General features: G+C 47.3%; 9 protein-coding genes and 3 tRNA genes. 9 read left to right on the top strand and 3 right to left on the bottom strand.

The features are described from left to right. Positions 1-263: 263 nt before the first annotated feature. The 7 genes from KQJ23_RS02295 (at position 264) to KQJ23_RS02265 (ending at position 4,235) form a co-directional block, all read left to right on the top strand. A tRNA-Phe gene (locus KQJ23_RS02295) sits at positions 264-336 on the top strand. Positions 337-345: 9 nt separating this feature from the next. Next, a tRNA-Tyr gene (locus tag KQJ23_RS02290) sits at positions 346-430 on the top strand. Positions 431-437: 7 nt separating this feature from the next. Beyond that, positions 438-510, top strand: a tRNA-Lys gene (locus KQJ23_RS02285). Positions 511-697: 187 nt separating this feature from the next. Continuing rightward, positions 698-1,210 carry a hypothetical protein gene (locus tag KQJ23_RS02280; RefSeq protein WP_216477029.1) on the top strand — a complete coding sequence of 171 codons (513 nt, stop codon included), beginning with the start codon at positions 698-700 and terminating at the stop codon, positions 1,208-1,210. 147 nt (positions 1,211-1,357) lie between these two features. Further along, complete coding sequence (locus tag KQJ23_RS02275) at positions 1,358-1,708, top strand: hypothetical protein (RefSeq protein ID WP_216477028.1); 351 nt, start codon at positions 1,358-1,360, stop codon at positions 1,706-1,708. 181 nt (positions 1,709-1,889) lie between these two features. After that, on the top strand, positions 1,890-2,987 hold the full coding sequence (locus KQJ23_RS02270; RefSeq protein WP_216477027.1) for a PucR family transcriptional regulator: 1,098 nt from the start codon (positions 1,890-1,892) through the stop codon (positions 2,985-2,987). Positions 2,988-3,113: 126 nt separating this feature from the next. Then, positions 3,114-4,235, top strand: a complete 1,122-nt coding sequence (locus tag KQJ23_RS02265; RefSeq protein ID WP_216477026.1) for an ABC transporter ATP-binding protein — start codon at positions 3,114-3,116, stop codon at positions 4,233-4,235. Between the two features lie 85 nt (positions 4,236-4,320). Here KQJ23_RS02265 and KQJ23_RS02260 read toward each other — a convergent pair whose 3' ends face one another. From KQJ23_RS02260 to KQJ23_RS02250, 3 genes are read right to left on the bottom strand one after another with little or no spacing between them, the layout of a single operon-like run. Further along, positions 4,321-6,066: a hypothetical protein gene (locus tag KQJ23_RS02260; RefSeq protein ID WP_216477025.1), complete on the bottom strand. Its 1,746-nt coding sequence runs from the start codon at positions 6,064-6,066 to the stop codon at positions 4,321-4,323. Next, positions 6,066-7,022 carry a hypothetical protein gene (locus KQJ23_RS02255; RefSeq protein WP_216477024.1) on the bottom strand — a complete coding sequence of 319 codons (957 nt, stop codon included), beginning with the start codon at positions 7,020-7,022 and terminating at the stop codon, positions 6,066-6,068. Before KQJ23_RS02255 ends, KQJ23_RS02260 begins: the two co-directional genes overlap by 1 nt. Next, positions 7,012-7,167 carry a hypothetical protein gene (locus KQJ23_RS02250; RefSeq protein WP_216477023.1) on the bottom strand — a complete coding sequence of 52 codons (156 nt, stop codon included), beginning with the start codon at positions 7,165-7,167 and terminating at the stop codon, positions 7,012-7,014. The genes KQJ23_RS02255 and KQJ23_RS02250 overlap by 11 nt, the downstream gene beginning before the upstream one ends. A gap of 169 nt (positions 7,168-7,336) precedes the next feature. Here KQJ23_RS02250 and KQJ23_RS02245 point away from each other — a divergent pair, with 169 nt between their 5' ends. Together KQJ23_RS02245 and KQJ23_RS02240 are read left to right on the top strand one after the other, a co-directional pair. Beyond that, positions 7,337-9,136: a vWA domain-containing protein gene (locus tag KQJ23_RS02245; protein WP_216477022.1), complete on the top strand. Its 1,800-nt coding sequence runs from the start codon at positions 7,337-7,339 to the stop codon at positions 9,134-9,136. Between the two features lie 101 nt (positions 9,137-9,237). Continuing rightward, positions 9,238-12,627 carry a tubulin-like doman-containing protein gene (locus KQJ23_RS02240; protein ID WP_216477021.1) on the top strand — a complete coding sequence of 1,130 codons (3,390 nt, stop codon included), beginning with the start codon at positions 9,238-9,240 and terminating at the stop codon, positions 12,625-12,627.

The following is a 12,627-nucleotide window of genomic DNA, read 5'->3' as shown; positions in this document are numbered from 1 at the left end:
GGTGTAGAGGCCTAACATGCCTGCCTGTCACGCAGGAGACCGCGGGTTCGAATCCCGTCGGCTCCGCCATTACTTCTTGAATCAAGGGTGAGAACCCAAAAAGGGTTCGTCGAAGGATAAGCTTCGTTAGCGATACATCGCAGTCTCGGAGCGAAGCGTAGAGTATCCCGTCGGCTCCGCCACTTTTTCAAATGAATGGTTCCACAACGAAGTGGGAAAGTTAACGACAACTTAACCGCTTTATTTTTTTGTCAATTACATATGGCTCGGTAGCTCAGTCGGTAGAGCAGAGGACTGAAAATCCTCGTGTCGGCGGTTCGATTCCGTCCCGAGCCACTTTTATATGGAGGCTTAGTGAAGTGGCTAAACACGGCAGACTGTAAATCTGCTCTCTACGAGTTCGGTGGTTCGAATCCATCAGCCTCCACCATTGTTTTGAGCCATTAGCTCAGTTGGTAGAGCACCTGACTTTTAATCAGGGTGTCGAAGGTTCGAATCCTTCATGGCTCATTCAAAAGTCGTCAACTTCGGTTGACGGCTTTTTTAATTTTATCTCAGTTTTTAAAATACGATAAAAGTACTAATTATATTGAGATTTATGACCAGCGGATACCCTAGTAATTATTGAGAATAGGGAAGGAGACATCGTAAATAATCTTACATCTTACCTTTTATATATTCCCTCATTTGGTTTATTATGGGATACAATAATAAAACTTATTATGAAGATATAGTAGTATATAATAGCATAAGCTCCGAAACACAAATTAAGAAGACAACAAAAGAAAAGTGGAATGATTATTTAAAGTCAACACTTACTGCAATCGCTAAATATTATGTAGACAAGGGACTAGATTATGTTACCCAAGGTGCTTGGAGCGTTGCTAGCATACTTACTGCAGGTATCCCCGCTCAAGTTTCAAACCAAACTGAAATTACTCATACAGCAAAATTAATACAAAGCATTGCAAAAAAGAATACTTATGTAGTTTTAGATAATCAATATTATTTTGGATGTCGTAGTGAGAATGATACCACTTATTTTCAAAATTTCACTAATGTTCCTGTCTATGGGCAATTGAATAATGCGAGTACTCCTTTAAAGACAGTGAAATTACCAAATTATTACAAAGGCGACGAAAAGCATGGTTTAGTTATGTCAATGGAGGGTTTGTTGAACATTTTGACAATTATTCATATGGAGGTGTAGTGTTCCCTGCGATTTAGTAGAAAAAAGACTACCATAATATTACTGGGTGTTTTAGTTGCAGGTTTTGCTTCTTATGTTTTATACAGCGGATATACTTACACAGACAACTATTATAAGCAAGAGCATATTAAAGCGGCAGTTATAGAGGTGTCCGATAACAAGCCGGGAATAGGCTCTACACTCCAAACGCTTAGAACAACGGATGAACAGGAAATTGCTGAAGTAATCCAGCTTTTAAAAGATCGGCAAATCATTAAGTTATTACCGGATACAGGACCTGTTAAAAATTATACGGATGAATATCAAGATATACGAATCGAGTTTTTGTCGGATACAAATTTGACCTTGGAGTACAAAATAGATTCATTGGGACAGGTCGAAGTCAAAAAGGGTACGAATCGAAGAAGATCGAATGCTCTGGTTTTAGGCGGCAGCGGTAAAGATTGGTTTGTTGAATTAAAAGCCTTGTTTGAAGAGAAGAAGCAAAGCTCTTTATGATTCTAAATTTAGGAGTGAGTCGGTAGCAACCGGCTCACTCTTTCTTTTATGCACATACCAGCTTAATAATTAGGAATAAAGCGTACAATGCACTCTGCTGCGGATTACGCTTTAACGATTGGATATGCTAAAATGCGTATAAGCAGCAATAAATTTATCTAGAAGCAGAAAGGCATCCGGTATGGAAATCAATTTATTGAAACAGCAGGTAGAAGCCGCCATCGGTATCACGCTTAAAGAGTCTGAGATGGAGATGAAGGAATGGAATCTTCTTGTACAAGCCATCGATTCTGATCCCTCAGCACTCTTGAAAGTGAACGGCAAGTACGTGTGGCTTCACAAAAAAAATAATACTTCGTCTACTGTTCATTTTTTTGAGGTCGATCAGACCCTTCTTTCAGACACCGAAGCGAAGTTAATCGGACTATTACTTGCAGGCGCAAAAGAGAATGTCAGAGGGCATGCCGCGAAAAAAGATGATGAATCCCGGAGCCTTCAACTCGGTGAGTGGATTCAAGAGCGGATGGATCTCGGAGAACTGCAAAGAACGGTTCCCGAGCACTTTGCGTTGAAGCCGAAGCTTCAAGCCTCTTTCTTGCCGTTTATGTTGTCCTGGGAAAACCGGGCTGGCCACGAGGTGGTCTATAGCAAACTGTATAAGCTATTAAAAAGCTATTTTGGCGGCGATCTGCTGCTTATTCCTTTGAAGGACAGCTGGTTGATTCTTGTCAGTGAAGCGTTACTGACGGAGCTCCGGGAGGAGAGCGAAGAGGGGACGGATGCGGAGCGCGACATGCTCCATGCGCTGTGCCAGGGCTTATATGAATTAATCGCTAATGAATGGATGGGCAGCGGCTGCCATTTGTCTGTTCATGAGCTGATTAAGGGTGAATTGAGACTTTTGGAAACCGCCGTAACCTTGCATGAATCCTTGCTGATCGGTCGATTGTTTCATGTCAGCGAGTACATTCATTTGCCTTGGGAGCTCCGGCTTGAGCGTTTTATTTACAGCATTCCGGAGCCCGAACGGGAAAGGTATATTATGGAGACGGGCAGACAGTCCGGAATTTTTACAGACGAAGAAGTGTTGTTGACGTTGGAGACCTTCTTCGAAATGGACTGTAACATTAGTGAAACGGCCAAGCGTCTCTATATCCATCGCAATACCCTGATGTACCGGATTGATAAGATTAAACAGGAGACAGGATTGGATGTCAGAGCCTTCCGGGACGCGGTACTCATGAAGCTGCTGCTCCTATTGTACAAAGTGACAAAATGAGGACAGCAATTTTGTGCAGTTTGCGCATGGCTGATTTTCGCCTATAAAGGTATTATATAAATATGAATTGTATCCGATTTCATTTTTAAGTGATGACACTAAATTACTCATTAGGAGGCCAAACAAATGGCAGGCGTACGCTTAGAACACATTTATAAGAAATATGCAGGTGCTGATAAGGCAACAGTAATCGACGTTAATCTTGATATTGCCGATAAAGAATTCTTGGTATTGGTAGGTCCATCCGGTTGCGGTAAGTCTACTACGCTGCGTATGATCGCAGGTCTTGAAGAAATCACTGAAGGTAAGCTGTACATCGGCGACCGCGTCGTGAACGACGTTGCTCCTAAGGATCGCGACATCGCGATGGTATTCCAATCCTACGCTTTGTATCCGCACATGAACGTATATCAAAATATGGCGTTCGGTCTGAAGCTTCGTAAAGTGAAGAAGGAAGAAATCGATCAACGCGTTCGCGAAGCTGCGAAGATTCTCGATATCGAGCATTTGCTTGACCGTAAACCAAAGGCTCTGTCCGGTGGTCAACGTCAACGGGTTGCCTTGGGCCGCGCGATTGTCCGCGATCCTCAAGTCTTCCTCATGGACGAACCTCTTTCCAACTTGGATGCTAAGCTGCGCGGTCAAATGCGTGCGGAAATCACAAAGCTGGTTAAGCGTCTTGAAACTACTTGTATCTACGTAACGCATGACCAAATCGAAGCTATGACGATGGGTGACCGGATCGTAGTTATGCAAGACGGTATCATTCAACAAGCGGCTTCTCCGGAAGAGCTGTACAACCAACCGCAAAACATCTTTGTAGCTGGATTTATCGGATCCCCTACAATGAACTTTGTACATGGTACATTGGCTGAAGAAGGCGGAGTGGTACGCTTCAAAGCCACCAACATGAACGTTGAGGTTCCTCAAGGCAAAGCCTCGACCCTGAAGGAAAAAGGCTACCTCGGCAAGGATGTTATCATGGGCATTCGTCCTGAAGATATTCATGAAGAGCCAGTATTCCTGGAAGCATTCCCGCACACTTCGTTCACAGCTAACGTATACCTGACTGAAAACCTTGGTCATGAAATGCAGCTGTATTTGAAGGGCACAGGCGCTGAAACATTGATCGCTCGTGTTGACGGACGTTCGACAACTCGTGAAGGTGACAATGTGAAGCTTGCGATCGATATGAACAAAATTCATATCTTCGACAAGGAAACTGAACTGAACGTATTCTTTTCCTAATCGGTAAAGGCAACTTTTTATAAAGAAAAACCGCCCCTCGGGGCGGTTTTTTACTTGCTATATAAGGTTATAAAGTTTTAATCACCTACTTTGGTTCATAGGTCTCCACTTGAATCACGGGCACGGAGATCCATTCTCCGCGAACAATAATATCCGTGTATTGCAGGAAGGTTCCGGTAATTACGGCATCTCCCTCCGAGAAGTCGAAATTCCCCTTCAACACGATATCTGTGTCGTCCGCATAGGCAAGGGTCTCCAGAAAGCCCGGCTGCGTTACCGTACAGAGCAATCTAATCATATCGTTCGGGTATTGCGCAACTTGGTCGGCAGTAACGTCCCGGATAAATTTTTTGACCCCTGTAAACTGATAGTAGGAATCGATTCGTTCGTAGATCGAGACTTGCCCCTCACCAGCAGAACCGTAAGGATTATCGACCAGCAGGCTGCCGTCAGAGTTCGTCTCCAGATCATCCGCTTCTACCCATAGAATCAGCTCAATGGAGCTCTCGGAGACTTCGAATAGGGCGTACAGCGCGTTTCGATTCAAGGATTCAGCCGTAACCTTAATGACCGGGTTCTGACGCGTGCTTAGGGTCGGATCTATCGAGAGAGATTGAATCGAGTTGCCTGACATCAAATCTGTATTGGTAAGTACCTGGATATTGCTCTGATCGTTCATTTTTCCAAAATAGACCCGGTTTTCATCATCGGCCGCAACAACGTAGATTTGAGCGTTATAGGATTTCGTTCCGCCAGTTACGTGAGTATACTGTTTATCTCCCTCAAGCTGAGGAAGCAGCAGAACGGGCTCTGCAGCCATCCACGCCAATTGGACCTGGCTCACGGCCTCAGACGTATCCTGGTATGGATTCAGCGATGTATAGAGGTCAATGGCTTCCTGATATGCCCCATCCCTTGATAAGCTCTTGGCTTGCTTCATAAGCTTCGCTATTTGTCCCTCCACATAAGCCGCAAGCGAGGACTTTGGGTTGACTTTGGCTGCGAAAGTATTATATTGCTTGGCATGTCTCGCGAAGCTGGAATAATTGTTATTCTCCAGTTCTTGTCTCACCAGGGCTCCCATAAGCTCCTCAACCTTGCTGGCAACCCAGGGGGCCTTCAGGTCATTATTGGAATAAGCGCTTAAAACAGCCTCCGCATCAGTCAATAGCCGATCATAGAGACCATTTGTTGCTAGAGCATCATATTTCTTGAGATCATAATCCTCATAGGCAGCTATCAATTCACTTATCTGCTTCTCTTGATCCCCGTAAAAGATTTCAGGAATTTTCAGCAGCTTCCACTTGAAGGATTCGTCATCATAATTCTGATTTTCCAGGTTGCTGTTCATTTCTGCGTAAAACTGGTTCTTAAATTGGGTAAAATAAGAGACAAAATGCTCTGATACCCCGATAGCCTGTGAGATTTCTCTGTAATATACACTGTAGGGGCCGTCTCCCGTATAATAGGTGTTGCGGAACTTCGAGAGTTCTGCGTAGATTTCCAGCAGCCGATCGAACTGTCCGTCGGCCACAGCCTTAGCGCCTTCCGAATCATAGAAGTCCAGTTGCAGCTTCATTTTGGTAATTGGGGCAAGCTCCTCCAAGCGGGCCGCGACCTCATCTTCGTGATAAAGAATGGAACGGTTGTCCCGAGTCTTCAAATACCAGGTTTCTGCACTTACCAGATCCTTTTCCGCATAGAGACGCTCCGCTTCTTTAAAGGAAGCTATTTTAGCCGAGATTTCTATGCCCTTATAGCCGATCAATACCAGCATAATTATGCATAACGCTAGAAGCAGGGACTGAAGCGAGAATAATCTTCGTGTCATCATATGGAGTTGCTCCTAATTGCGGGCTGCTGAAAATCGGCGTCCCATTGATATTTTTCGGTGAAAATTCGGGCAACTTCTTCTCCCAGCACTCCCCAGTTGTCCTGCGGATTTCCACTGACAACGCGGTAAAGGCGCAAGAACCGCTCCTTGGGGAGAAGGCGACAATAACGCGCAATGAAATCCGCGTAGGTCAGACAGTAACGTTTTTGTCGTACCGCTGCTGCGGCTACGCCTGACAGGATTTCGGATCCTCGGCTCATGGAAGCGATGTGCTGCTCATATTTCAAGATATACCGGAAGGTTTTATCCTTGATAAGATCACGCTTAATTTTGCTTAACTCACCAATATATTCGACCAGATCCGGATCGAACCGCTTCTGCAGTAACGGTTCCAGCTCCAGGTCCATATCTTTGCGCAGCACAAAGGATTGAAGCAGCATAATTTGCAGGGAGCGTATGCTGTCATCGTGCACCAGTGTGGCAATCTCCCGCATCATTTCATAGGAAAGAGCTTTGTTCTCCTTTCCGATGGCCGCAGCCCAATCCAGATTGGCAATTAATCCGTTAATGATCTGCTGACGGTCCCGCATGAAGATCCGGTTCAGTTCCTTGGAGATAGCCTGGGGCTTTATCCGATGCTGAACATAGATCAGCACGCTGGTCAACAGCAGACCCGCCACAAGGGCCAGAGCCATCTCCTGAAAGGTACGTCCGAAGAAAATGCTAACCAGCGTGATTAGCAGCGCAATCAGACGATCATTTCGAATTGAGCGCTGTACTTGAGCGGCAGCCTTGCTGCGGAGAGAAATAAGCCCGCCTGATTTGTCGCAGGTTGGACATTGCTCGTCATACAGGATGGTGTACCGCTGGCAATGTTTGCATATGCGTAATTTTTCATAGACGTATTTAGTGTGGCGGGGAGGGCGAAGCTGTACAGGGATTTTATTGTTCATATTGGTCACTTTCCCGGTTTATTTGATAGATTAGGGTCTGGTCCAGCTCTTGAGGGGGAACCAGATCCTTATTGCGCCGCCAAAAGATGAAGGATCTTACAGTAACAAACAGTAACAAAATAGCCAGGCAAACGTAAGTAATCATATAAAGTCGCCGCTCCTTCTCAAAATGGGCCCTTTGCACCAAAAAAATTGAACTTTACAGGCGTTAATTATATCATAATGGCATAGCAGTGACAGATTCTAGGGGGGAATTTGTCATATGATGTATAATTACAATAATAGTACGATTTAATCGAAAAGGAGTACTACACATGTCCAAGAGAAAGAAATCGACTTCCAGTGTGCTGCTCATCTTGCTTGCCATGCTGATGATGATGTCCAGCCTTCACGTGCAGGGCGCATATGCAGCAAATGGACAGGCCTCGCAGATTGACGCTGTGCTTGTCGTGGATGTCAGCAACTCCATGAATACGAGTGATACGAATAAGATCGGCAATGAAGCGATGAAGATGTTCATCGATATGCTATCGGTAAGCGGAGACAGAGTAGGTATTGTCGCGTATACCGACAAGATCCAGCGGGAGAAGGCGCTGCTGGAGATCAATACACAAAGTGACAAAGAAGACCTGAAGCAATTTATCGACGGCCTGGACCGCGGACCCTATACCGATATTGCGGTAGGGGTGAAGGAAGCGATCAAGGTGCTGCAGAACGGTGCTGATCCGAATCACGACCCGATGATCGTTTTGCTTGCTGACGGCAACAATGATTTTGATAAGGCATCCGGCCGGACGGCAGCGCAATCAGACCAGGAGCTGGACGCCGCAGTAGAGGAAGCCAAGCAAGCGGGTATCCCGATCTATACAATTGGGCTGAATGCAGACGGAAAGCTGAATAAGGAGGCCTTGGCCGAGCTCTCGGATAAGACCGGGGCAAAGTCGTTCTCCACTAGCTCCGCGGAGGATTTACCGCAAATTCTAAGCGAGATCTTCGCCAGCCATCTGAAGCTGAAAATTGTTCCGATTCAGAGTCTGACAGGAACCGGCAACTATCAAGAGGTTACGGTGAATGTTCCGAATGCGAATGTGCTGGAGGCGAACATCTCGATCATGTCTTCCCAACCGGTAGAGACCGAGCTGATCGACCCTTCCGGCAATGTGGTGACGATTCCGTCGAACGAGGTGCTGGTGACCAAGTCCAAGAGCTATTCCTTGCTGAAGCTGCTCAATCCGAGTGAAGGAGATTGGACGCTTAAGGTCAAGGGAGTATCGAAGGACAAGATTGATATTAACCTTGTCTTCAACTATGATCTGGAGCTGGCCATGGAGCCGCTGCCTTCGTCTTCCTATAAGCAAGGGGACGAGATTGCCGTATCCTCTTATCTAACAAGCAATGGACAGAAGCTTGCCGATGCAGATATGTATAAGAATATGACCGCTGTTCTGAAGGTCAAGGATCTCGATGCCGGAACGACGGAAGAGATACCATTGACGAATACCGGTGACAAATTTGAAGGAACGTACAAGATTCCCGAGGAGCATGAATATGAATTGGTGGTAAGGGCCGAGGAGAAGAGCTTTTACCGCGAGAGTCCGGCGGTGAACATCTCGGCCAAACCGGGAGGCGCTACTACGCCCCCTCCGGCAACGGCTCCGGAAGAGACGGGAACCGAGGAAAAGAAACCATTTCCCCTCCTAGCGGTAATTTTGAGTGTCCTGGGAGCCCTTGTACTGCTGGCTGTCGGATACTTCCTGCTTCATAAGGTAAAGCAGAACAACCGCGGATTTGTCGGACAGATCGTTCTCGAGATCCGGGATGAGAATACCGGAGACAAGACATATCCGCAGTATAAGAAGTTAACAGCCTTCCGGGGCAAGTTTACCCTGCACCAGCTTCTGCAGCTTGCACCGGAGCTGAAAGAGACCGAAGATATGATATTTACGCCAGGAAGCAATGACAGAATTATTCTGACAAGCAAGAGCGGCGGTACGGTGGAGAAGTCGGGACGTGCCGTGGATACAAGCAAGGGTCTTGAACTCAAGAGTGGAGACCGGATCACCTTGCCGCTAAGTAGCGTAGATAAGACGATCTTTATCGAATACCTCGTATAGAGGTATTCAAAAAGTAGGCTTTTGATCACTAAGAGTTTCAAGAGGTTGATTCGACGTCGAATCTTGCATCGTATTGCATATTGAATTCAGGGGGAAACAGAATGAAGCCCGTAGTAAGAGAGCATATTCAACAATTGGACGTATCCTTAGGCGGCGGTATTGTCAGCGACAAGATCCGGGTCGACACGATCGACAACCCGATTCTGATTATCGGCCTTGGCGGGACGGGTATCGATGCTTTGCTTCGTTTGAAATATCAGATTAACCGCAGATTCCGTCTGCCGGAGGATCCGCTGTCCAAGAAGAAGCGCGAGAAGCCGGATAATGTAGAGTTCCTTGCCTTTGAGACGAATGAACAAGACCGCACGAAGAAGTATAAAGGGATTGGACTGGACCCGATCAATGAATTTGTTCTGCTGTCGAATGCTGAGATCGGCGGCTTGCTGCAAAACCGCAGTATCCTGGAGCCTTACATTACGGAGTGGCTCTCGCCTGAGCTGAGCATCACGGACGGCATGAACGGCGCAGCCGGTGTCCGCCAAGCGGGCAGACTGCTCTTGTTCACGAAGATTACGCAAGTTGTCCAAGCGATCGATAAGAAGATCAAGACCTTGTCCGTCGGCACGAATAAAAAGCTGATGGTCTTCCTGCTCACCGGCTTGTCGGGGGGAACCGGCAGCGGTTGCTTCCTGGACATCGCCTATATTGTGCGGGGAATTATTGAGCGTGACCATGGCTCAGCCGGTATTGACCGGGTGAACACACTGGGTTACTTGTTTACGCCGGATATCAATCTCTCGAACAAGAGCTTAAGCGAGCATACCCGGGAGTACATCAAGAAGAACGGTTATGCTGCGCTCAAGGAGCTCGACTACTGGATGAACGTCGATAGCCGCGGCGAACGGTTCAAGCAGCAGTACGGCAATATTTTGACGGTGAACTCTCCATTACCTCCGTTTAATCTATGCCATTTGATCTCTGCGACAAATACAGAGGGCAAGCTGCTGGAGAATGCTTACGACTACTGTATGAACGTCACCGCCGAGAACATTACGAACTTCATGGCCAGCGAGGAAAAGCAGTCCGGCGAAGAGTTTGCTATTCATGACTATATCAGCAACATTCGTACGAATATTGCGCAGATGAATAAGCAGTATCCGGCTAACTATGAATACAACATTATCGGGGCTTCTTCTGCGGTACTGCCGATTGAAGAGATGACAACGTATCTCGCCTACCGCTTGTTTGACAAGATGGAGGGCATGTTCCATAAGGCTCCGAGCCAGGAGGATGTGGAGAAGTTTGCACGCAAGCTGGGGCTGGACCTGGACAGCATGGCCAAGACCTTTGAATCCCGCGTACCGGAGCCGCTTCCTGGCTTTGAGAACAGCGAGAGGTTGAGTCATGCCAATGTGGTGAAATCGCAGGTCGTTAACATTGATACCGAGCTGGAGCAGAACTTCCTGGCCCGGGCACGCGAGGAATATATCAAGGCGAAGAAGCAGCTTCCGGGAGAAATCATGGAGCAGTTCCGTGACCAGGTCCGCCGTTTGTTCCTCCATCCGGAGCAAGGGCCGTTCTATGTGTCCCGGCTTGTCTATACCGAGAAGGGCTTCTGCCTCTTGAAGATGATCCTGTCTTACATTGAGGCTTTACGGGAGAATCTGCTTCGCATTCCACGCGATATTGAGGCTGCGCAGGAGCAAGCCAATGATAAGCTGGGTGATGCGAAGAGCGCTTTCGTCTCCAAGGAAAAGAAAAAGAATTTCTATATTGAAGCAAAGATCAACGAATATTGGCTTCATGCCGATGTGGAGCGGACCGAGCAATTAATCGAGTTCTATGAAGACCTGTATGAATTGCTTAACTCGGAGAATAATCGGATCTACAACGTGTTTACTGAGGTGCTGAATGCACTTAGCTCGATTTTTGCCAAGAACGGGGACATTCTCATCAATGGCGAGGAGCAAACCGACCATAAGGGGAACAAAACCTATTACTGGAACCTGGTGAGCGTCCCTGACATCTCCAAGCTGGTCAACCAACTGATGGATCAAAAGGATGTCGACGATCTGATTCGCGATTTCTCTTCTGAACTGCTGAATCATTCCAGCCAATGGATCAAGGAGCAGGAAATTGATATCGTCAACTCGATTTCTTCCTTCCTCAGTGACAAGTTCGGAGATTTGATTACAAAGTCGATGGAAGAATTCCTGATTATCAAATACGGACAGGATGAGTCCATTGAGAAGTTTGTGGAGCGCCAGATTGCTAGCAAGCTGGACGAAGAGGCCGTACCGGTCTTCCATCTATCAAACAGCACGGGCAATCTGAATTTCCCGGCCTGGGGCTTTGTATCGGTGCCGGTGCAGGCGCCAAGCATCCTAAAGGGAATTCGGAATTATCAGAATAACGCGGTAGGCAAATCGCATTTTACCGTTAAGGAAAGTGAAGTCAAGAACCGGATCTTCTGGCTGAACACCCGGAACGGAGTCCCGCTCTTTGTCTACACCCCGCTGAAGGTGTACGAGGAGAGCTACGAGCGTACGATTCTGGAGAAAGAAGGCATTGGACGCCATCTGGTTCAGACCGAGAAGAACAACTGGACGTATCTGCCTTCTCCGATTCCGGAAAGATCCTGGGGCGATGTCTATATGAATCCGCGGGTGAAGAGCTACAACTCCCGGGTACGTGGGGAATTTGCCAGCGCCCGCGAGTTCAAGGTGATTGTCGAGAAGAGCATGGATCAGAATACAAGCAGCCGTTATGCCGTAGTGCAGACTGTGCCGTTCGATCTGAATAAGCAGCTGCAGAAATACGACATGCGTCTGGATGCGCCGAAGCCGAACTTGGGTGAGGTGAAAGCAGCCTATACCGAGCTGAAGCGTCTCTTGTCCGATGGACTGGAGCTCGTAGCTTCGAAGGATATTTTCGGCAGCATTAACGAGGAGATGGCCCAGGAGAATCTGATCCGTTCGCCGGAGCTGATTCAAGCCGTACGCGTAGAACTGGCGAAATACACGGCCATTCAGGAGATGGCTGCGAAGCTGGAGAGCCTGCTCGGACAATTCCGGGATGAGGAGAAGCTGCTGGAGCAATTCCTTGAAGCGATGTACACCAGTACCATCGTGAAGAAGGGTGCTCTGTATGTCTATGACCGCGATGCCGAGGAAGAGGCCTGGGAGCCGTTCGCGAATCTGATGAAGACGCGCAATTATGCCGAGTATGAGGTGTTTGTTCACTTCCGGGGACTGGATGATAAGAGCCGGAGCGCACTCTTGCGGAAATCCTCGCGCCGTGCGAATGAAATGACTTCCTCCGAGGATATCACACCGCTGCTGTCCAAGCTGGATGAATTGACCGTGAACTTCCTTGAAGCGCGGGATGCGCTGGAATATGAGAAGGTCGAGCTGGCCAACGGCCAGGATATGTATCAATTCTACAAAGAGATTGCAACTCAACTGAATGATATCCGGAAAAGGTTGAAATAA

Source organism: Paenibacillus brevis (assembly GCF_018919145.1).
In the GTDB taxonomy this organism is placed as follows: domain Bacteria; phylum Bacillota; class Bacilli; order Paenibacillales; family Paenibacillaceae; genus Fontibacillus; species Fontibacillus brevis.
The sequence above is the reverse complement of the archived record's forward strand: the minus strand, read 5'-3'. Positions and strand labels throughout refer to the sequence as shown.

What these genes read in the sequence shown, in the direction of transcription:
- KQJ23_RS02280 (WP_216477029.1), top strand. Translation starts at nt 698, where the DNA reads ATGGGATACAATAATAAAACTTATTATGAAGATATAGTAGTATATAAT.
- KQJ23_RS02270 (WP_216477027.1), top strand. Translation starts at nt 1,890, where the DNA reads ATGGAAATCAATTTATTGAAACAGCAGGTAGAAGCCGCCATCGGTATC.
- KQJ23_RS02260 (WP_216477025.1), bottom strand. Translation starts at nt 6,066, where the DNA reads ATGACACGAAGATTATTCTCGCTTCAGTCCCTGCTTCTAGCGTTATGC.
- KQJ23_RS02245 (WP_216477022.1), top strand. Translation starts at nt 7,337, where the DNA reads ATGTCCAAGAGAAAGAAATCGACTTCCAGTGTGCTGCTCATCTTGCTT.
- KQJ23_RS02255 (WP_216477024.1), bottom strand. Translation starts at nt 7,022, where the DNA reads ATGAACAATAAAATCCCTGTACAGCTTCGCCCTCCCCGCCACACTAAA.
- KQJ23_RS02250 (WP_216477023.1), bottom strand. Translation starts at nt 7,167, where the DNA reads ATGATTACTTACGTTTGCCTGGCTATTTTGTTACTGTTTGTTACTGTA.
- KQJ23_RS02265 (WP_216477026.1), top strand. Translation starts at nt 3,114, where the DNA reads ATGGCAGGCGTACGCTTAGAACACATTTATAAGAAATATGCAGGTGCT.
- KQJ23_RS02240 (WP_216477021.1), top strand. Translation starts at nt 9,238, where the DNA reads ATGAAGCCCGTAGTAAGAGAGCATATTCAACAATTGGACGTATCCTTA.